The 20,906-nt window shown below is 33.0% G+C and carries 18 protein-coding genes and 1 tRNA gene; 9 read left to right on the plus strand and 10 right to left on the minus strand.

All coding sequences use genetic code 11. The features are described from left to right. The coding region (locus EVJ48_07130) for a hypothetical protein (GenBank protein RZV38316.1) at window positions 1-561 on the minus strand (561 nt) is incomplete at its 3' end. A 122-nt stretch (window positions 562-683) separates the two neighbouring features. Between EVJ48_07130 and EVJ48_07135 the strand changes: the two genes are divergently transcribed. Together EVJ48_07135 and EVJ48_07140 are read left to right on the plus strand one after the other, a co-directional pair. Continuing rightward, window positions 684-893: a DNA-binding protein gene (locus EVJ48_07135; GenBank protein RZV38317.1), complete on the plus strand. Its 210-nt coding sequence runs from the start codon at window positions 684-686 to the stop codon at window positions 891-893. A gap of 57 nt (window positions 894-950) precedes the next feature. Then, window positions 951-1,379, plus strand: coding sequence for a hypothetical protein (locus EVJ48_07140; protein RZV38318.1), 429 nt, complete (start codon window positions 951-953; stop codon window positions 1,377-1,379). Window positions 1,380-1,435: 56 nt separating this feature from the next. Here the strand turns inward: EVJ48_07140 and EVJ48_07145 are convergent, their stop codons facing one another. Together EVJ48_07145 and EVJ48_07150 are read right to left on the minus strand one after the other, a co-directional pair. Then, window positions 1,436-2,593: a hypothetical protein gene (locus EVJ48_07145; GenBank protein ID RZV38319.1), complete on the minus strand. Its 1,158-nt coding sequence runs from the start codon at window positions 2,591-2,593 to the stop codon at window positions 1,436-1,438. A 22-nt stretch (window positions 2,594-2,615) separates the two neighbouring features. Next, window positions 2,616-2,846 carry a hypothetical protein gene (locus EVJ48_07150; protein RZV38320.1) on the minus strand — a complete coding sequence of 77 codons (231 nt, stop codon included), beginning with the start codon at window positions 2,844-2,846 and terminating at the stop codon, window positions 2,616-2,618. A gap of 754 nt (window positions 2,847-3,600) precedes the next feature. On the opposite strand from EVJ48_07150, the gene EVJ48_07155 reads away from it, so the two are divergent. The 6 genes from EVJ48_07155 to EVJ48_07180 all read left to right on the plus strand — a co-directional run bounded on the left by EVJ48_07155 (window position 3,601) and on the right by EVJ48_07180 (window position 12,853). Continuing rightward, a complete protein-coding gene (locus EVJ48_07155; protein RZV38321.1) occupies window positions 3,601-4,476 on the plus strand; it encodes a hypothetical protein in 876 nt (291 codons plus the stop codon). A gap of 126 nt (window positions 4,477-4,602) precedes the next feature. Further along, window positions 4,603-5,541 carry a DUF4268 domain-containing protein gene (locus EVJ48_07160; protein RZV38322.1) on the plus strand — a complete coding sequence of 313 codons (939 nt, stop codon included), beginning with the start codon at window positions 4,603-4,605 and terminating at the stop codon, window positions 5,539-5,541. 105 nt (window positions 5,542-5,646) lie between these two features. Beyond that, entirely contained in the window at window positions 5,647-6,888 is a 1,242-nt protein-coding gene (locus EVJ48_07165) for an ATP-binding protein (GenBank protein ID RZV38323.1), read from the plus strand. A 181-nt stretch (window positions 6,889-7,069) separates the two neighbouring features. Beyond that, window positions 7,070-9,310 (plus strand): site-specific DNA-methyltransferase, encoded by a 2,241-nt coding sequence (locus tag EVJ48_07170; protein ID RZV38324.1) that lies wholly within the window; start codon window positions 7,070-7,072, stop codon window positions 9,308-9,310. Window positions 9,311-9,347: 37 nt separating this feature from the next. After that, entirely contained in the window at window positions 9,348-12,032 is a 2,685-nt protein-coding gene (locus EVJ48_07175) for a type III restriction endonuclease subunit R (GenBank protein RZV38325.1), read from the plus strand. A gap of 2 nt (window positions 12,033-12,034) precedes the next feature. After that, window positions 12,035-12,853, plus strand: a complete 819-nt coding sequence (locus EVJ48_07180; GenBank protein RZV38326.1) for a hypothetical protein — start codon at window positions 12,035-12,037, stop codon at window positions 12,851-12,853. A 59-nt stretch (window positions 12,854-12,912) separates the two neighbouring features. Here EVJ48_07180 and EVJ48_07185 read toward each other — a convergent pair whose 3' ends face one another. From EVJ48_07185 to EVJ48_07215, 7 genes are all read right to left on the minus strand, one after another. Beyond that, entirely contained in the window at window positions 12,913-13,578 is a 666-nt protein-coding gene (locus EVJ48_07185) for a hypothetical protein (protein ID RZV38327.1), read from the minus strand. 75 nt (window positions 13,579-13,653) lie between these two features. Then, a complete protein-coding gene (locus tag EVJ48_07190) occupies window positions 13,654-13,890 on the minus strand; it encodes a hypothetical protein (protein ID RZV38328.1) in 237 nt (78 codons plus the stop codon). 217 nt (window positions 13,891-14,107) lie between these two features. Continuing rightward, window positions 14,108-15,241, minus strand: a complete 1,134-nt coding sequence (locus tag EVJ48_07195; GenBank protein ID RZV38329.1) for an RNA-directed DNA polymerase — start codon at window positions 15,239-15,241, stop codon at window positions 14,108-14,110. A gap of 194 nt (window positions 15,242-15,435) precedes the next feature. Further along, window positions 15,436-16,665 carry a hypothetical protein gene (locus tag EVJ48_07200; GenBank protein ID RZV38330.1) on the minus strand — a complete coding sequence of 410 codons (1,230 nt, stop codon included), beginning with the start codon at window positions 16,663-16,665 and terminating at the stop codon, window positions 15,436-15,438. 27 nt (window positions 16,666-16,692) lie between these two features. Beyond that, window positions 16,693-17,385: a hypothetical protein gene (locus tag EVJ48_07205; GenBank protein ID RZV38331.1), complete on the minus strand. Its 693-nt coding sequence runs from the start codon at window positions 17,383-17,385 to the stop codon at window positions 16,693-16,695. Window positions 17,386-17,986: 601 nt separating this feature from the next. Next, window positions 17,987-19,048 (minus strand): site-specific integrase, encoded by a 1,062-nt coding sequence (locus tag EVJ48_07210; protein RZV38332.1) that lies wholly within the window; start codon window positions 19,046-19,048, stop codon window positions 17,987-17,989. A 137-nt stretch (window positions 19,049-19,185) separates the two neighbouring features. Beyond that, window positions 19,186-19,262, minus strand: a tRNA-Met gene (locus EVJ48_07215). A 188-nt stretch (window positions 19,263-19,450) separates the two neighbouring features. Here EVJ48_07215 and EVJ48_07220 point away from each other — a divergent pair. Then, the gene (locus tag EVJ48_07220; GenBank protein RZV38333.1) at window positions 19,451-20,800 is read left to right on the plus strand and encodes a hypothetical protein; all 1,350 of its coding nucleotides are present in this window, start codon (window positions 19,451-19,453) and stop codon (window positions 20,798-20,800) included. Window positions 20,801-20,906: the final 106 nt, after the last annotated feature.

A 20,906-nucleotide genomic window follows, 5' to 3' on the forward strand; every position in this document is an offset into this window, starting at 1 on the left:
GTTAACATAGTCAACAATTTTTACCGCATTAGAAAAAGTTGCGGCTATATGGTGTTTTTCATATAGTTTTCTTAAAATATCTTTTTGTTCCTCGGTCATTTTAATTTTGGTTCTAACATCGGTTTTAATTTCAACTTTGTGCCTTTTTAATATTTTTCTCATGCCCGATATATCAAGTCCTGCACCGGAGCCGTCCCAATCTAAGGCGGAAATGGTAGTTTTTTTGACCCCTGCGTTAAGAAGGCTTATTATATCCTCGGTAAGATTAATATTCTCGTGTTTAATTCTGCGATTTTCAAAAATTTTATTAGGGTCTAACCCTGTGAGTTGCGCAAATCGCATAACTCTTGCAAGACCGTAAGATTTTGGAAAATTACAGATATGTTCCATTAGGTCAGGGGCTATCATGTTATCGTTGTAAGATGCGGGTTTTTTTGGAGTTTCAATGCCGTCCAAAATTCTATTAAGCCTCATTTTAGATATTCCATAATGCTTGATTATATTTGTTTTCTTTAATCCTGCCTTATAACAAACAATTATAGCGTCTTCATTAGCCAACATATACATACTCTCCATTAAAACTGCATAAACATAAATAATTATATCAAATTTTTTTTAAAAAAATAAAAAGGTATCGAATGTCCTCCTATTTTTTAAAAAAGATATCATAAAATATTTTTATTATGAAAGAAAAAGAATTTACCGAAAAACAAATTAACGGGCTTTTAACAATGCGGCAAGCCGGAAGATATCTCGGAGTTTGCTACAGAACAATGCAGCGGCTTGTATATGAACGGAAAATAGGATTTGTAAAAATGTATTCTGAATACAGGTTTAGAATTGAGGATTTAGATAAATTCATTGAAAAAAATTACATCAAACCGGTGAAATAATTTTTAAATAAAGGATATATAAATAATAAAAACTGTAAAAATGGAGGTAAAATTATCATGAAAATTAGAGAAAAAACAAACATTAAACTTTTTCTGGGAGACGAAACGGAGAATTATTATATATTATCGAATTGCAGCATTTTCGATTACGGCAACCCCAGCCCTGATATCGAACCTGACGGATATACATATATCCTTCCCAAACGAAAGTCTTTTTTTCAGTTTAAAGGGCAGGATCAAGAACTTCTGGTTTATGTTGAGAAAGTTGATCGGCAGAATAAGCTGGTTTATGTTTCACAGACCCATTGGTTATGGATGAAAAACCTGATAAAATCAGAACTTGGCCTGGACGTTAGGATCACAAAGAGATATGCGGGGAAGTTAACGGTAGGAAAACTCATAAATCAGGGACAAATTGTAGATAAAATTGCGGTAAAGCATTTATCGGAAATAATTAGGGAAAAGATTTATCTGAAAACCAAATAGCATATGGATTTCAGTGGTATTTATTATAATGTTATTCTATTTTGCATAATAATCTTTCAAACTGATAAACCTAAATGGTCTGCGCTATTCATTATTTCTTTATAATCGCAATTTAAGTCTTCGGCGATTGTTCTTATACTTTCCTTGAATTTTAAATTTCTAATTTCTCTTCTGTAATTGTGGTCTTTGAATTGGTCTTTTAAAGACTGTTCGGGATTGATTATTATCATGCGTTTGTAATTTTTAGCATGTTCATCTATATACTCCCTTATAGAATCATCGCTTTCCGGGAAAGAATATCCTATTATATAGATATAATCAGCCGAACTTATTTCTTTTTTTACTCTATCATGAATAATTTGAAGCTTTTCATAATTCTTGCTTTTAGCAGGAGGAATAATAAACGGTTCTTCATCGCAGAAAACGGGATTAGACAAGGATGTGGCTCTGCAATAAGGACACTCATGTTTATTCAATAAATTACGCATTTCTAAATTAATATTTCCTTCTTTCCACGGACTTACACCCCATCTTTCGCTGAGAGCTTTACTTATTTGACGAGACATGAAATATTTTTGTCCATGCTCGGTAAACGTTACAGGTGAAATTCCGCCGCATTTATTGCATAAAGCCCAATTTAATGAGCCGTGTGGTTTAAGTAATGGTATTTGCGAATAACTCTTATCGAAACAATATCCATAGGGCAAACGCAAAAGATTTAATGCGTAATCCAACGAAATATCATAATTGAAAGTAATCAGGGATATGTTATACGCTGTTTTAATTTTATCTAATAATGTTGCAAATAAACCATAAGGTTTTGGCGGTTGATTATATTTTAATTCATTTCTTACGGATTGCGGAAAGATGATAGATTGCGCGAGAGTTTCTAAAATTAAATTTTTTAAAGAAAATAAAATTGATTTTTTATCATCAATCGAAATAGGCAAATCTTCTATAAATTGGATTTCTTCTAATATCGAAAAAACCGATTCGATATTATTCCAATCAATTTCCTTATTTAATTTTTCCTCTATTCTCCCATTTCTGAGGGTATCAATAGCACTAAAGACCCTTTCAAAATCATTTTTATTTTTCAAATCAACTTTCTTGTCAAAAATAATTTCTTTTGCTTTATCAAGGAAGTTGCCCATTAAAGGCGCTCCTCCCTCCGCAGACGCTCCCGCTCCAAGGATAAATAATATTTTTTCCATATTCTTCATTATATTACTTTAATCATGTTTTAACAAAATTTTTTAATACAACAAATTTTTCGTAAAAGTAAAGCTTTCCAAAGATTAACGTTTTTATGAACCCCCTGCGGTCAAGCGTGCATACGCTTGTCAGGTTCGGGCGGAAGCCCGATATAATGCCCTTAGACTGTTTGTTTCGCCGGAGTTTGATTTTGCCGAAAGGCTCGCTTTCCAAACCGCTTGCCGGTTTGGAAAGCAAAATCAAACGGAGCAAGAAACAAACCTCTATAAGCTTTCTTCAGTTTGTGTTTTTTACAAACTGAAGAAAGCGTGGAAAATGCTTGAAAAACCTAATTTGACGAAAAGTGATTACTATTTTTATAAATTGTGGTATAATTAAAATATAAAATGTTTAGTCAATTCTTTTTAGGTTTCGCGCTTTAATTGGCGGCGCTTTTAAAGAAATCTATTATCTTCGCAAGAGATTAAAACTTACCTATCTTCGAAAGAAGATCAAAAACTTTCCAATCCGAAACGAACGGATTATTAAATTCGCAAATATTTGCTTTGGATTTTGTAAGATTTTTATTTCCACGGTGATTTTTAAGTTTATTTATAAACGATGAAAATACCGGCGGGATTAAAGATTTTAAAAAGGAAATATTCCTGCTCGGAAAGAAATCCGGGTCAATTCTAAAAGTAAATATCCTTTCTAATGCAGGCCGAAATCCTGCACAGTTATTTTGCTAACCGTTTAAGGTTTAACTCTAAAAAAACCTTCCAAGACTTGCCGGGTCTTTAAATCCGAAAAATAATATTAAAAACTATATAGGGATTATTGGCTTATCCTCAAAAGATTTTCTCCTTAGAGCTGGTATTGTCTTTCCAGTCAAAAGCCATATTAAAAGACATTTTCGACCTTAAATCGGCATGGGTGTTTCATGGCATTATAGAATATAGGCAGGGTTAAATGCCAATGGCAAAAGTTTGTCTAAATAAAAATAAATATTTTTACGGAGGATATTAAAATGACTAAAATAGAATATAAGATAAATCGGGAATTAAGAGAGATAGAGCATTTTCATAAAATGGACGCGCCGTTATCGGTTGTTTCAAATAAAACAGACCATGACATAAGGCAGGACATGCGCCGCATAGCTCATGACGCCAGGCATTACGATATAGGCGTAACCGCCAACAGGAAAGCCGACATCGGCAAATGGAGTAACGCCGATATCGAAAAAATGGTAAATTATTATAAGGCTCAGGGTCTAAAAGACGCTACTATTATCAACTATGTTTCTTCCTTAAGGTCTTTTTTGCATGAAACAGGCAGAACGAATATTAATATTTCCAACGGAGAACTTGGACTTAAAAGAGAAATTGAATATAAGGACAAAAGCCTCGCCGCCAAAGGAGTGGATATAAAAGAAAAGCTCCGGTATTTTAAAGAAAAGGACGCCAACGTTTACGTTCAGTTGAAAATTGCGAGTATAGCGGGCTTAAGGAAAGAAGAAAGCGTCCACGCCGGACTTGCGCTTTCAAAAGGTTATGAAATAGTAAAAAACGGCACTCTTGAATTAAAAGGCTCTTGGTGCAAAAACGGCAGACCCAGAGAAATAAAACTTTCTTCGAAGAAACTTAAAGAACTTGCGGAACTTCGTAAATTCGCGATGAACTGCAATTACGATACCGGCAGGAACTTAAAGCAGGAAATGAACCATCTGGGAAATTCCATTAAAAATGCAGGCTTCAATATGCACGCCATAAGGCACGCTGTGGCACAGGAAAGATATGCGGAATTAATTGTGGAAGGGAAGTCGGATAAGGAAGCCAGGCAGGTCGTTTCCAACGAACTCGGACACGGTAGAATTTATGTGACGAAGATTTATCTGGGGAAGTAGAGTAAATTTTACTTGATAAATATCAATAATTTGATATTATGAATAATGAATTTTCTCTATTATTCAAAGTTTTATAATTTGGTCATTTTATTTGATTGAGGAATCAACAAATTTCGGTTTTAAAATATGGAAAAGACTTTATCAAAATTAAATAAAGTAGAATTGCGCTCTGTTTGGGGGCATGAAGCGATTGATTTTACAAGCTGGCTTGCCAGACAGGAAAATCTTGATATATTGAGTGAAGAAATCGGGGTTAACATAAAGCTTATCGAAAAAGAAGCAAATGTTGGAAAATTCAGCGTTGATATTCTTGCCGAAGAAGAATCCTTAGATAGAAAGATAATAATTGAGAATCAACTTGAAGCCACAAACCATGATCATTTGGGAAAAATTATCACCTATGCGTCAGGATATGACGCTAAAATAATAATATGGATCGTTAAAGATGTACGCGAAGAACATCAAAAAGCAATTGAGTGGTTAAATGAACATACTGATGAAAACATCAGTTTTTTCTTAATAAAAATTGAACTTTGGCAGATTAACAACTCTAATCCTGCGCCAAAGTTTGAAATTATAGTCAGCCCTAATGAATGGGCAAAAACATTTAAAACAAGCCCGTCAAATAGGGATTTTACAGATACTAAACTTAAACAACTAGCATTTTGGGACAAATTCAAAAGTTTTGTTCAAGGAAAAAATGATAGTATTCGCTTACAAACTCCGAAACCTCAACACTGGTATGTTATTAGCATAGGAAGCTCGGAAGCCAATATTGTTTTAACTATCAACTCACGCGAAAATTTACTTGTTTGCGTTATTAGCATAAACAAAAATAAAGATTTATTTGATTTTTTAAAAAAAAAGAAGGATGAAATCGAAAAAGAAATTGGTGAATCCACCACATGGAGAGATGACCTCGCTTATCCCCAAATTTTTATCGAAAAAAATGTACCAGGTATATTTAATATAGAGAAAACCGAAGAATATTTTGAATGGTTTTATGAGAAAACGCTTTTATTTCAAAAAGTGTTTAGGAAATATATTAAAGAATTTAAAAAATAAGTAGCATGAAGCTAAAGATGAAGGATTTAAACCTCTACAGAGAATGCATACTGAATCATGGTTGAGCATGCTATCGATCCACAAACTCGCTAAAATAAATGAATCATGAATAAAGTAAATCCATTTACCCCAAATAGTCCTATTAACAGAGGTACATTTGCTGGCCGTTATGAAGAAATTGAGGCTATTGATAAGGGTTTATATCAAGCTAACAATGGAAACCCGACGCACATACTTCTGGTTGGAGAAAGAGGTATTGGGAAAACCTCCTTGCTTTATGTTAGTGAAATTTTTGCCAAAGGGGAACTTAATTGGTCAGGGGGAAAGCATAATTTTTTGGTTGTAAGACTTAACTTAAATGATAAAATTGGTTTAGTCGATTTTGCAATAATTTTAGCAAAAGCTATTAAAAGGCAGATAGACATAGAACATCCTACCCTTACTTTTGTAAAAAAAGCTTTGGAAATTCTTAGCAGACTTGAGGTTCAAGGATTAAGTTATAAAAAAGAAAAATCTAGTATTTCAAATGAGGAAGAATTTATTCAAGATTTTATTTATTCAATTGCAGATACTATTAAATCAATAAGAGACCCAAAATCTTCAACAGAAAGCAAGGATGGGTTAGTAATTCTTATAGACGAAGCGGATAAGGCTTCAAAAGAACTCAATCTCGGTTCTTTTTTGAAAAATTTATCGGAAAATCTTGTTGCAGAGAACGCAAATCATATTCTTTTTATAGTATCTGGTCTTCCTGGAATGAGAAAAATGCTTACTGATAGCCATGAGTCATCTCTTCGTCTTTTTGAAGAGCATTATCTTGGGCCATTGTCAAAAGAAGATACTAAAAAGGTTATAAAACAAGGATTAGATGATAATATAGAAAAAAATTCAAAAGAAAATATAAAAATAAACGATGATGCTCAAGAAGCTATTTATGTTTTTTCAGAAGGGTACCCACATTTCGTCCAACAAATTGGATATTCAGTTTTTGAAGAGAATAATGATGATGTAATTTCAATAGAGGATTTTAATAAGAGTTATGCTAAAGCCCTTATTCAAATAGGAAGCAGATTTTATTATAAACCTTTTTATCAAGATATAACAGCCGAAACACAACGACAAATATTACGAATAATGGCCGAAAAATGGAATGGTTGGATAACACGTGGTGAAATAAAAAATAAATTTCAAGGCAAAGAAACAGCTTTGACTAATGGCTTAAAAGCTCTTAGGGACAAAGCTATTATAATTTCTAAAGAAGGTGTTAAGGGAGAGTATCGCTTACAATGGGCAAGTTTTGCTCTTTGGATAAAATTGCAAGGAGGAACCGATGAAGATTCCTTGTAGTGGCGATATATCTGAATGCTTGGCTGCAGGAACATGGACATGAAGTGTAATAGTTTGCAACTATTGAGCCTTGGAATTATGATTTTAAATTAAGACATAATAAAATTTTACACATAAAAAAGAAAATAATATTATTCGTTACGGAATGAAAACAATTACTCAATAAAAAAGAATAAAAAAAATGAAATTGGCAGAATCTGAAAAACGGGAAATAGTGCAGTTTATAGAAAAAGATAAACCCCTTCCCGATAAATACCGGTTTTTACTCTTTGATGATAAGCGCGAAGTAGAACTTGTCTGGAATGGAAAAACTGAAGATGTATCAAATATAGTTCTGCCGTTTCAGGTTATAGAGCAGATTGATGAACCCCGCCCGGAAAAGCCTGAAGATACCAAATCTCAATTATTCCTGTTTGACGAACGCGGACGCCAAAAATCCGGCTGGACGAATAAGCTTATATGGGGCGATAACAAGCTTATTCTTTCCAGTTTGAAAAACGGTCCTATGCGAGATGAAATTGAACAAGCCGGCGGTGTTAAACTTATTTATATTGACCCTCCTTTTGATGTCGGCGCCGATTTTTCCATGGATATAGAAATAGGAGAGGAAACATTCACAAAAAAGCCGAGCGTTTTGGAGGAGCTTGCATACCGAGATACCTGGGGCAAAGGAGCGGATAGTTTTATAGCCATGATTTACGAAAGACTTGTTTTAATGCGTGATTTATTGGCGGAAGACGGAAGTATTTATGTACATTGCGATTGGCGGGTGAATAGTTATATTAGATTAGTTTTAAATGAAATTTTTGGTAATAATTCTTTTAGGAATCAAATATCTTGGCAAAGATTTGGAGCACATAACGACGCACATAGATTTGGCAATGTTACAGATACTTTATTATTTTGTTCAAAATCTGATCAATATACCTTTAATCCACAATATATTGGTTATTCGGAAGAGTATATTAAGGAACGATTTATTAAGGACGATGTTACTGGCAAGCTTTTTTACCCACATACATTTACTGGTAAAGGTCAAGGTCCAGCCAGAAGATTTAGGACTGGAATTTTAAATCCACCTAAAGGCAGGCATTGGTCACGAACTCAAGAAAAAATAGACGAACTAGATAAGCAAAATCTGATTTATTATACGGCAAATGGAACACCATATCTAAAAAGTTTTCTTGATGATTATAAGGGGCGACTAATTCAGGATATTTGGACAGATATAGTTATGACAAAGAGTGGCAAGGAGTTAGTTGATTACCCTACTCAAAAACCTGAAGCCCTTCTTGAGCGTATAATTAAAGCCTCATCCAACGAAAACGACATCGTTGCCGACTTCTTCTGCGGCTCTGGCACCACTCTTGCTGTGGCCGAAAAACTTGGTCGAAAATGGATAGGTTCCGACCTCGGCAAGTTTGCGATACACACAACCCGTAAAAGAATGATTCAGGTTCAACGGGAACTAAAAGCTGGCGGAAAAGATTTTCGCGCTTTTGAAATATTAAATATCGGCAAATATGAAAGAGCGCATTACATCGGCGTTAATATGAACCTTCGTGAGGAAGAACGCCAAAAACAGCTAGAGCAAAAAGAAAAAGATTTTGTATTGCTTATACTTAAGGCCTATAAATCGGAAACGGTTGAAAACTTTAAATGTTTTCAGGGCAAAAAGGCAGGTAGATTTGTTACGGTCGGACCGATAAATCTTCCGGTAACACGCCTTTTCGTCGAAGAAGTCATACTTGAGTGTCAGGAAAAGAGAATTTCGCGCATAGATATCCTTGCCTTTGAATTTGAAATGGGGTTATTTCCGCGTATTCAAGAAGAAGCAAGGGCTAAAGGAATTGATTTAGCGCTTAAATATATACCCAGAGATGTTTTCGATAAAAGGGCAATAGAGAAAAATCAGGTTGTATTTTACGATGTAAATTACATAGAAGTAAAACCGCACGTAAAAAATAATCAGATAACTATTGAATTAACAGATTTTTCAGTCCATTATTCTCAGGATACGGTAGATAATGCGGCATCATCGCTTTCAAACGGCAAAAGTAAAATTGTTGTCGAAAACGGCAGGATTATTAAGATAAATAAGGATAAAGACGGCATTATAACTAAAGAAATACTTACTGAGAATTGGACTGACTGGATTGATTACTGGAGCGTTGATTTCAATTTTGAATCTCGGCGTGAAATTATAAAAGTTAAGAACTTCGATACAGGTAAAATTGAAGAAAAATGGACGGGCGATTATATCTTCGAAAACGAATGGCAGTCTTTTAGGACTAAGAAGAACAGGTCATTAGAACTTATAACGCCTTATCATGACTGCAATAATGGGAGGCATAAGATTGCAGTCAAAGTTGTCGATATATTCGGAAACGATACTATGAAGGTATTTGAGGTTTCCGTCTGAATTATATAACCGAAATAGATTTATAAAGGAATAAAAAATGGCAATTCATACTAATTTTTCAAAATCTCCGTATGACGTTCTATATCCTGAATACAGATGGTTTCCTGCTGATGAGTCTTTAAGGGATACAAGTTACGAGAAGCTTTTGCCGCCGCTTGTTTCTAAAATTAGAAAAGAAGTTAAAGACTGGCGCGATGACCTCTATGCCGGTGCAAGTGCAACTTCAAAGTCCTTATTAGAATGGTGGTTTAATACAGCGCATATTATAGAAAAATCAGGCGACGATACGGCCGAGTTTAAATATTACTTTGCCCAAAGAGAAGCTATAGAAACCATTATTTATTTATACGAAGTTGCAAAAGTTAAAGATAAATACGACCTTTTAAAATATGATTCTTCGAAAGCGGTTTCTACCGGAATGTTTGATGAAGACTGGCTTAGATTAGTTATAAAAATGGCTACCGGAAGCGGCAAAACTAAAGTAATGAGCCTTATAGTTACCTGGTGCTATTTCCACAAGCTATACGAAGAAGACTCTAAACTATCGACCAACTTTCTTATAATTGCCCCAAATATAATAGTCTTAGATAGGCTGCGCGCCGATTTTGACGGATTAAAAATATTCTGGAACGACCCCCTTTTGCCGAATAACGGTTTTGGAGGTCAAAACTGGCAGGATGATTTTCAACTTACGCTTCATATTCAGGATAACGTTTCTGTCGTTCGCAAAACCGGAAATATTTTCTTGACTAATATTCATAGAGTATATAGCGGAAACGATACCGACCCGAGCTTTAATGATGAAAACCTCGACGACTATTTTCTTGGAAAAAGACCCGTAGGCAAAACGAACGATTCAAAAGTGGATTTAGGAATTATAGTCAGGGAAATTGACGAATTAATAGTAATTAACGATGAAGCCCATCATATTCACGACAGCCGTCTTGCATGGTTTAAATCGATAGAAGATATCCATAACCGTTTAAAACAAAAAGGACATTTCCTTTCATTGCAGATGGATGTTACGGCAACGCCTAAGCACAATAACGGGGCTATTTTCGTACAAACCGTAGTTGACTATCCGCTGGTGGAAGCTATTTACCAGGATGTCGTAAAGCATCCTGTTTTACCTGATTCAGCAAGTCGGGCAAAACTTTCCGAAAAGAAAAGTTCAAAATATACCGAAAAATATTCAGATTATATAGCCTTGGGAATAGAAGAATGGCGCAAAGCATATATAGAACATGAAAAGCTCGGCAAAAAAGCCATTCTTTTCATTATGACGGATGACACAATAAACTGCGACGATGTTGCCGACTATCTTGAAAACAGGTATTCAGACCTTAAAGGTGCTGTTTTAGTAATACACACTAAAAATAACGGTGAAATTGCCGAACATGACACAGGAAAGAGCAAAGAAGAACTAGATAGATTGAGAAATGCTGCAAACGAAATAGATAGCTTCGAAAGCCCTTATAAAGTCATAGTTTCCGTCCTTGTTTTAAAAGAAGGCTGGGATGTCCGCAATGTCACCACTATAGTAGGGCTTCGTGCCTATGCCGCAAAAAGCAATATTCTGCCGGAACAGACCTTAGGAAGAGGTTTAAGAAGGATGTATCCCGGCACTGACGCCACGGAATATGTGAGCGTCATTGGAACCGACGCATTTATGGAATTTGTAGAATCTATCCAGACTGAAGGCGTCGAACTTACGCGAAAACCGATGGGGTCGGGCACGGAACCAAAAGCTCCGATAATTATAGAAGTGGATAATGACAATGTAAAAAAAGATATAGATAAGCTTAATATAGAAATACCAGTCCTGTCTCCAAGAATTTACAGGGAATATAAGCAATTAGAAGACTTAAATCCGTCTATTTTCGGAAATAAGCGGATTGAATACAAGCAATTCAGCGAAGAAGAAAAACGTGAAATAGTTTTTAAAGAAATAACTTCCGGAGAAATAAACCATACTATAATACTTAGTTCTGATTTAATTGCCGATTATAGAAACGCAATAGGCTATTTTACGCAGGTTATTATGCACGAATTAAGGTTAATAAGCGGATATGACGTTCTATACGGGAAGGTGAAAGAATTTATTTCAAGATATCTGTTCGACAGGCAGGTAGAAATTGACGATTTAAACACATTAAGAAACTTGTCTGAACTTGAAGCAACAAAAACAATAGTCCAGACTTTTATTAAAAAGATAAACGATTTAACAATTCTAGATAAGGGTAGTGCAGAAATTAGGGATTATATAAAACTAAGACAAACAAGGCCGTTTGTCGTTAAAGACCAGGGCTTCATAATGCCGCAAAAGAGTCTTTTTAATAAAATTATCGGCGACAGCCATCTCGAACTGCTTTTTGCCTCATTTTTAGAAAGATGCCCGGATACCGTTTCTTATGTAAAAAATTATTTGGCGGTGCATTTCAAAATAGATTATGTTAATGCAAACGGTAATATTTCCGATTATTACCCGGATTTCATCGTAAAAACTGATGAGAAGCATATTTATATTGTAGAAACCAAAGGACTTGAAGACCTCGATACTCCGTTAAAAATGGCACGCCTAAAGCAATGGTGCGAAGATATAAATATTTCTCAGCATAAAGTAGTTTTCGATTATATTTTTGTTGATGAGGAAGGTTTTAATAAATACAAGCCGGATTCATTTGGGGAATTATTAACCGTCTTTGTAAAATATAAAGAATAAATATGAATTTAAACAAAAAATACAATAAGTCGGAACGCAGAAAAGGACTCATTGTTTTTATTGATGCACTTGGGACCAAATCTGTCTGGAATAGGGAAGATCCTCTTAAATATTTAAAATCTTGGAAAGGTATTATAAAATCTTTAAGAAATGAAAAAAAATTTATTTCTAGGGTTTTTAAAGAAGTTTGTTTGATTGATAAGGAAGAAAATATGCCAAAATTAGATATTGCTTCTTTCTCAGATACAATAATTCTAACCTTATCTTTCTCATTAGATATAATCAATAAAAACGAAATTAATTATAAAGAACATTCGCGTGAGATGTTGATATTTTTAGGTAGTGCTTTAAAGGAAAATTTTTATAAAACTATTATGCAAGACAAAATATTTTTACGTGGCGTTGTTAGTTATGGAGATTTTTATAAAATGGACTCATTCCTTATAGGGCCTGCGATAGATGAAGCAGCTATGTGGTATGATAAAGCTGAGTGGTTTGGTATATCTGCAACACCAAGTGCAAAATATTTTATTGAAGGCACAGATATTGCCAAAGAAGGCGATATTTTTATAAGGTATCAAATACCTATGAAAGACGGAAAAACAACTGATAGCTACGTTATTTCATGGCCATACTTTGCTTCTTTGAGCACAAAGATTCTCGAAAATATTGATGACATATATTATGAGTCAAGAACCCAGCTATTAGAGTCTTTTTGTTCTAATAAAGTAATAGATAAATCTTCATACCTAAAATATGATAACACATTAAAATTTTTTGACGATATTTATAAAATTTTCTGTCGGAGATTAAAGGATTAGCAAGATTGTGTTAATTTATTTTTAAATTTTTAGTTTAATGTTCAGGCTGAAGAATGAGCTCAATTCATGTCAGATTCTAATAATATTAACAATTGCTTAATTTGAGCATCTAATCGATCTTGTTCGTTTTTTACTTGCAATATATAAAAAGAGAGGTCTGTCAAAAGCTTTTTGTATTCTTTAACAACTTGATCCTCAATGCTCACAAATTTAGCATTGCCGGAATTAGGTTCCTTTATTTCTTTTGCGGAATCCCTCAAACTATCCTGAAATAAACCAAATAATAAAATTTTATCAATAATGCCCTTAGTATTAGTATAAGTGGAAACTATTTCTTTTCTAAGGCTATCATTCTTAATTTTCCCTATAAAAGAACTATTCCCTTTATATATAGTAAAATAATCCTGAGATATTGATATCTTATAAGACAATAAATTATAGAAATATCTTTTATCTTCATGTATATTTTGAAAACTAATAAAACGCATATTGCAATTATAGGTTAATTCTCGTAATTTATCTACCAAAGGTTTAATATTTTCATTGTATCTTTCCCAGTTGACTTTAATTTCGGTTTCAATTGCCTGCAGAACCGCGTTTTCTAACCTTTCTTCTTCTTCATTAATTATGCGTAAATTATATTTATGGTTATCATGGTTTTGCCATATCATAAACAACCCCGTAATAACTCCGCCTATTATGAAATCTATAATCCCATTTAGCATATGCGTTAATAACATCCCCTTATTTTTTTAATTTTTATCGGCTTTTATTTTCTTGCCAGTTTTCGAAGACGTCATTTACGGCTTTTTTAATGTCTCCGGCACTAAATGACTATACCTTTTCGTCATCTGAGTCGTCCTGTGTCCTAGAAGTTTCCCTGTTATATAAAGCGACGTTCCGTTCATTGTCATCTTGCTTTGCGAATACGTGGCGCACAAGTTGTGGATATGTAAGTCCATGATTCTCATTTTTGCAGACCATATGAAAGTAACGCTTAAAATCCGCCAATTTAGCCCCGTTTCTATTAAAGACATACACAAAATGCACCTTAAAATTACCTTTAACAGTGTTTTTTCTTATACCTAAGCTTCTTGCTATTTCCCTTTTGAAGTAGCTCTATCTATATAAATAAAAGAAATTTCCATAACGACATCCTGATAAATCATTATGATAACTCCTTATTCTTAAGAATTTTTTAAGAATGGAGTTTATCGCGTAGTGGGTCAATTCTAAAGCGTCATATGAGTCATTTTAACACCCCAGCGACAACATTAATTCATTAAATTTTTTATTAAATAGCCCATATCTATCTGAATCTACATCTTTTAAATAACTTATTAAGCCTAATAGATGATTAATAAGCCCAAAAGTTGAATTAAAACCTAAATGTTTTGCCGTATTTTCAAACTTAAACCGGTTTACATAGTAAAAAATCTTTTCAATTCTTTTATACATTTCTTTAGAAATTCTTGGCTGATTACCATCAACCAACAACCCTAAAACAATCTTTTTTGCACCAGGTCCTGCAATTCTAATTTTATTAGAATTCTCTTTAAAACAATTTTTTCTAATTATTTGAATTATTTGCCATCGTATTTTCCCTATAGACATACCTTGAGGTAAATTTATTGCCGAAAAAGTTAGATCATCAGCATAACGAGTATAAATAAACCCGTTTTTTAATGCAAAAACATAAAGATCTTCGTCTAATTCCATTGCAGCTAAATTGCTTAGCATAGGACTTGTTGGAGAACCTTGCGGAAGAACGCCTATAAAATCATTATTGTAAAACGGGTAATCATCAAGAGAAAATGATTTAAATTGTTTAAGCATGCTTTGTAGTTGTCTTGGCAAACGTATTGTTGTACATAAACGAGCAAGTTCAAAGGATAACAACTTCCTATATCCCATTCTTTGAAAGATATTATAAACGTCTATCTCGTTTATGCGATAGAAAAAATCAGCAAGGTCAAATTGAAATAACCATTTAGCGTTGCAGTGCATAGCAGCGCATTTTTTAATTCCGCCGGAAGGATGATAAGCATAAGAACAATTATGAGGTTGTTGGGATTGAAGAATAATATTATTAATAAATGTCTGCACTATTGATAGTTTTTTGGAAACGGCATGAATAAATCTTGTGCCACCAGAACGCTTTTTAATAGGGAACATCCTGTAATTGACATATTCTCTTTCTCTACATACAGTTTTGTATAAAAAACTGTATTCGGTATTAGTTATAATTCCTAAGTGATTTAGCGTGAATATAACGGGAAGGCTTTGAATTTTTAAATTTGTAGTATACTTTTGTAAATCATTAGCTTTTTCGCTTCCAAGTTTAATTATCGCATTTTCTTTAAGTTGGTGTGTTGACCAGTCTTCCACTCACTTCTCCTTATATAATCATGGTCCAAGGGACCATGATTGTCAAATCTCTTCCGAGACCCCGAAGGTATTTGAGATTTGACAAACATGGACGGCAAAGCCGTCCTTGCGTCAGTTCTTTCCAGAGAAACCGAACTGATTTCCCCATCAGCCTCCACGCATTTTGACTGCGAGATGCTGAATCTGTTTGTTTTTTAGGCAAACGGCTGAATGGAAGACTGGTCAGCACACCAAGATTTAGGAATATATAACGAATAGTCATAATTAAAATCTTCATTAATGTTTTGAGCATGTAGGAAATTTTTCCCGCTTTTTGTCAAAAAATGTTTTTGCGTTATTAAACCTGTACATATTGCTTTATTCAATAATTCATTGATTATTTTTATATCTAAGTCCATACGTAATGATAAACTAGTTTTATTTCTAACCCCACGCTTAATAAGAAGAATTAACTGTAACATTTCGTTATTAATCATTTGATTATTGAAGGATTTAGATTTATTTTTTTTAATAATTGATTGGATTACTGGTTTATTGGTGCTCTTTTTAGGTTTATTGTTAAGCATCTCAATTATTTCAATAGGAATGGTTCTATTAGGAAATAAAGGCAACCAATGATTTTTTTTACAAAACAACATCCCTGGAATATTGTTAGGAACGCTATGCTCAAAAATTATATTGCTCATAACCTTTCCAAAACCACGCCTATAATTTTCTGGTATATCTGTCTTTGAATCGCAAAGCTTCAATATGTGTTCATATTCCGCACCCCAGCGCTTACTTAAGAATTTATTAGTATATATTATAGGACTATTAAAATTAATTTTCTCTGATTTTTTATACTTTCTTTTGTGGTGATTAGAACCTGGTAGCGAATCCAATATTATTTTTTCAGATTCGATTGTCCTGGCAAAAGAAAGAATATATAGTTTAATTATCCCGTAGCTCCACCAACTTTTAAGTGTTTTTTGATTTATAAATTTTCTTATATAAGTTGAAGCCCGTTTCCCGCTTCCAATGGCGTCATCAATAAGTACAATGTTATTTATTTTTTCTTTTTTTAATTTATCAATAGATGGATGGTCAAAGAAATTATTATTATTATTTATTAATGAAATCACAAAGTCTTCACTGCCTAATTTCTCTGCCGGGCGATTGATTATGTCCCCATTTCCTTCCCAAAGTTCTTCTGTAGCTTCCATTTTTCTAATTGCATAAAATGCAAACTTTTCATTTCCTTGAAGAAAAGGATAGATGTTTTTATTAAACCAAGTTGAATAGCTATCACGTGAGATGAATTTTAAATGGGTCAAGATGGAAATAGCGGTAGGACGTTCATAATCTTTAAATTGTTTTAACCATGCTAATATATTACTAGACTCCTCTATCATTTGATTAGATATTTTCTTTATAGCTATGTCCATTTGTTTTTATTCTCCAAAATATTCTGCCTAACTATTTATTGAATATAATTGAATTAAAGATTGTAAAAGGCGGTTCCCGTCTTCAATTTTTTCAAATTTATCCTTGATATAAATAAAGTGTCGTCTGCCATACCTTTTATTATTATTGGTTTCAACCTCCGTTATAATAAAATATAATTTTCTCTCAGCGCCACATAAATTAGTGCCTAAACGTTTTTTAGCTTCCGAAATAGAACTATTGTAGTGATTCACAAGGTCATGCAAATACCCATTCTTTGATAATTTTTTTTCCCGCAAAATTATAGCAAGTGATAAGGAAGTTTTGAATGGATTTTTTTTGTCCATTAGTTTTAAAAAGTCAAAAACCATACCATCATTGTTCCAATTATTAGATAGCTTAAATTCTATTCCAATATGCGGTTTTTTGTATTCACCAATTGCAAAATCAATATGACCGCCCATCCCGTTTTTACCTACATTGGAGTTTTTATATTTACTGCAAGTTATACCTGATGTTTCTTTATATGTAGGCCACTCAGGATGAAGTATGGTTTCTGAGATGTTTCCGTAAAGATTTATGGGGGATATTATATTTTGTAATTTATTAGAAAAAAAATGATGCAAATATCTCTCATTAAATTCAGCATGATTATTCTCAATTTCTTCAGCAATTTCACATATTAAATTAAGAACTTTTAGTTCTATGCCTATTTGTTGCATTTTATATTTTAATCGCCACTAATTTATACTATTTATTTTAAAAGCTTATATGTTCTTCATAGAATGCGTATTACGTCTTTAATCGAACACTAAAATCGATAATCAATCCTCTTTATTTTTATAATATTTGTTAGTTATAAGTCAATAAAAATATTTATTATTTAATATTTTATGAAAGCTTATAAGAGGGGTGTCCCTCTTATAAAATAAAAAGTACTTTTACTACCTAAAATTTACCTGCTACCATTTTCTTCCTCATAGATTCTCCATGTAAAATCCTAACCAAACCAAATTATACTGAAAGTTGTTTTATCGCACTGTGCCAAGCTGCATTTTCTAATATAATAACATTTTTTGCTTGAGGATTTTTGGTAGTAAATGTAAAAATTAAGATACAAAATAGTAAGAATAAACCATAATATAAATTACAATATATCACAAAATGTTTTTCAAATTCAAAAGCTTGTATGTAAAACGGTGCTTATTGTTTTAACAATCAAAATTGTACCGTATTAGAATATATTATAATATAAATACTGTCGCCAGACATATTTAAGATTATAAAAAAATTAGGCTTAAGATTTGATTTTTAGTTTAAAAATCATTGACTTTCCATGTTATCTTTACTCCAAATGTCGTTAACCGCTTTTTTAAGTGTTTCAGGCACTAAATGACTATACCTTTTTGTCATCTGCGTCGTCCTGTGTCCTAAGAGTTCCCCAGTAATATATAACGATGTTCCGCCCATTACCATCTTGCTTGCAAAGACGTGTCTTAAATCGTGGATACGCAAATCTTTTAGTCCTGCCTTTTTACAGGCGGTATGAAAAGAACGCTTAAAATCGGTCAATTTTGCTCCGTTTCTATTAAAGACATACAAACTATCCTGATTCTTTTCGATACCGCTTAAAACCGCTTTTAACGGTTCAGAAATCGGAATATACCGGTCATATTTTGTTTTCGTTCCTTTAATTGCAATAACGCCGGTTTTTAAATCCACGTCGTCCCATTTTAAATTCAAGGCCTCGCCTTTCCGACAGCCGGTATAAATTAAAAAAGTTATTAAATCCCTGGTTAATTTATTCGTTGCGCCTGAAATTAGTTTTTGAATGTCTTCATCGGAAAGAGTTTTAATTCGCGATAAAGTATTTAATTTTCTTATACCGGCGGCAGGATTTTTATCAATAAGATTTTTTTCTATGCAGAAGTTGAAAAAATTATGCAATATCTGCAATTCATGGTTTAAGCTTTTAAAACTTATTTCGGATTCTCTTTTATCTTTGTTCTTAGGATTGTTTATTATTTCTAGTCTTCTTTGAAGTTGATAATTTTTTAAGTCGAGCGTATTAATATCTTCAACGGGTTTATTTTGAAATACAGGCAAAAAATGCTTGGCTCTTGATATAGTGCTTGTCAGTGTATTTTTTGCATTGGTTGATTTTTTAATATATTCCTGCCAGAGTATAGTAAAATTTACTATACTTTTATTTCTTAAAGCAGGTAAATCATATGTTTCGCGTGCAAGGTCGGTTTGTATAGATTCGGCAATTTGCTTAGCCGACTGTTTATCGGTGGTTTTTGTACTGCCTTGATATTTTTTACCGTTATAGGTTATGCAATAATACCAGTTTTTAGAATTTTTAAGCATGTAAATGCTTGCCATTACTGTATTACCCCGTTTTGAAAAGTATAGTAATAGTATAGTAAAACAATGTCATTTCTATACATATTTATACATTTTTTTGCATACTGACGTCAAGAGGAAAATCCGAGGAAAGGCTTATTTACTGCAGTTTTAATTGGTTGCGGGGGCAGGATTCGAACCTGCGACCTTTGGGTTATGAGCCCAACGAGCTACCGGACTGCTCCACCCCGCGATGTTTTTGTAGATTAATAATTATATAATTTATTTAACCCGATTGCAAGTTTATTTATCGGCGTATCATTTAAATTTTAAAACCGAGATATGATTTTATAAGTTTTATAATTTTAATTTATCTATTTTTATTTTATACTCTTTATTTTCTAATGGGTTGCTTGTATATAATATGGTATATTATATATTATGTATCATGGAAGCCATATAATCATTACGGCGATAATTTTGCTTTCTATAGCGTCGGCAGGAGGAATTTTAACAAGATATTTTAAGATTCCTTATGCCTCTATGCTTGTTATTATAGGTCTTTTTGTCGGGATATTTCATATTTTTCCAAGTTTAAAAATTACGCCTTATCTTATTTATTATGTTTTTTTGCCTGTCGTTATATTTGAAGGCGCGGTTGGAATTAAACTGCGTCCGTTAATGTCTAACGTACTTCCTATAGGCGCATTGTCAATTTTCGGTACTATAATTTCTGCGATATTTACAGGCGTTGTTTTCCATTTTGTTTTGGATTTTCCGCTGAAACAGTCTTTAATTTTCGGCGCTATAATAACGCCTACGGATCCTATTACTATACTGTCTATGCTGAAAAACGGCGCAATGAAACATAAAAACAAAAAAGAAGATAAAAAAGAAATTGAAAACAGAGAAGACATAGAGACTCTTCTTGCAGGAGAAAGTCTTTTTAACGACGGCATCAGTCTTGTTTTATTCGAGGTTTTTTTAAACCTTAATCTTCATAAAGCAGCCCATATTTTCTCGGACGGCATACGCATTAGTTTAAGTTCGCCGCATAGTTCGTTATATCATTTATATAACATGTTTTACTATATTTTTGGAATAATACAGACGTCGGCGGTTCAATTTTTATATGAATCTATCGGCGGATCGATACTGGGAATAATTATCGGTTATTTAGTATCCCTTATTTTATCTCTTGCTACAGATTTTTTAACCGAAATTATGATTTCTCTGCTGCTTGCTTATGCGTCTTTAATAGCCGCATACTATCTGCATATGTCGTTTATAATGGCGGTAATTTTCAGCGGAATAACGCTTGCTAATTACGGTTTTAAAAACAAAGTAACCGGCAGGACGCTTGAAGTTTTTCCTATAGTAGTGGAATATATAACTTTTATAATAAATTCAATTTTATTTTTGATAATAGGAATAGAGATAAATCTTTTTAAAATTTTCGATATATGGCTTATATCTCTGTTCATAATAGCTCTCGTACTTTTTTCGCGTTTTCTTGGGGTCTATATCATTTCGCCTCTGGTCAATTTAATAAAAAACAGATTTAAAATATTTTCAAACGGTTTGACTTTAAATAAACGGTATAAGCGTTTTTTGGTTTTCGGAGGATTAAAAGGCGCATTGCCTATTGCTATGGCATTATCTCTGCCTTTAAATATGCATTTGAGGAATGAAATTATTACCTATGTTTTTATAGCCGTTCTGTTTTCTTTAACCGTTCAAGCGATATCTTTTGACATTTTAATGAAAAACAATAATAAAAATGTTATATAATATATATGTTATATAGCCGATTTAAATAAATTTATAAAACTTTACGGTAAATTAATAAGTAATAATTTAATAGATTAAAATTTAAATCGATTATAAATTTAATTAA

This window comes from Candidatus Acidulodesulfobacterium acidiphilum, assembly GCA_008534395.1.
Lineage (GTDB): Bacteria > SZUA-79 > SZUA-79 > Acidulodesulfobacterales > Acidulodesulfobacteraceae > Acidulodesulfobacterium_A > Acidulodesulfobacterium_A acidiphilum.

What these genes read in the sequence shown, in the direction of transcription:
- EVJ48_07135 (RZV38317.1), top strand. Translation starts at nt 684, where the DNA reads ATGAAAGAAAAAGAATTTACCGAAAAACAAATTAACGGGCTTTTAACA.
- EVJ48_07140 (RZV38318.1), top strand. Translation starts at nt 951, where the DNA reads ATGAAAATTAGAGAAAAAACAAACATTAAACTTTTTCTGGGAGACGAA.
- EVJ48_07145 (RZV38319.1), bottom strand. Translation starts at nt 2,593, where the DNA reads ATGGAAAAAATATTATTTATCCTTGGAGCGGGAGCGTCTGCGGAGGGA.
- EVJ48_07155 (RZV38321.1), top strand. Translation starts at nt 3,601, where the DNA reads ATGACTAAAATAGAATATAAGATAAATCGGGAATTAAGAGAGATAGAG.
- EVJ48_07160 (RZV38322.1), top strand. Translation starts at nt 4,603, where the DNA reads ATGGAAAAGACTTTATCAAAATTAAATAAAGTAGAATTGCGCTCTGTT.
- EVJ48_07165 (RZV38323.1), top strand. Translation starts at nt 5,647, where the DNA reads ATGAATAAAGTAAATCCATTTACCCCAAATAGTCCTATTAACAGAGGT.
- EVJ48_07170 (RZV38324.1), top strand. Translation starts at nt 7,070, where the DNA reads ATGAAATTGGCAGAATCTGAAAAACGGGAAATAGTGCAGTTTATAGAA.
- EVJ48_07175 (RZV38325.1), top strand. Translation starts at nt 9,348, where the DNA reads ATGGCAATTCATACTAATTTTTCAAAATCTCCGTATGACGTTCTATAT.
- EVJ48_07180 (RZV38326.1), top strand. Translation starts at nt 12,035, where the DNA reads ATGAATTTAAACAAAAAATACAATAAGTCGGAACGCAGAAAAGGACTC.
- EVJ48_07185 (RZV38327.1), bottom strand. Translation starts at nt 13,578, where the DNA reads ATGCTAAATGGGATTATAGATTTCATAATAGGCGGAGTTATTACGGGG.
- EVJ48_07190 (RZV38328.1), bottom strand. Translation starts at nt 13,890, where the DNA reads ATGTCTTTAATAGAAACGGGGCTAAATTGGCGGATTTTAAGCGTTACT.
- EVJ48_07200 (RZV38330.1), bottom strand. Translation starts at nt 16,665, where the DNA reads ATGGACATAGCTATAAAGAAAATATCTAATCAAATGATAGAGGAGTCT.
- EVJ48_07205 (RZV38331.1), bottom strand. Translation starts at nt 17,385, where the DNA reads ATGCAACAAATAGGCATAGAACTAAAAGTTCTTAATTTAATATGTGAA.
- EVJ48_07210 (RZV38332.1), bottom strand. Translation starts at nt 19,048, where the DNA reads ATGGCAAGCATTTACATGCTTAAAAATTCTAAAAACTGGTATTATTGC.
- EVJ48_07220 (RZV38333.1), top strand. Translation starts at nt 19,451, where the DNA reads ATGTATCATGGAAGCCATATAATCATTACGGCGATAATTTTGCTTTCT.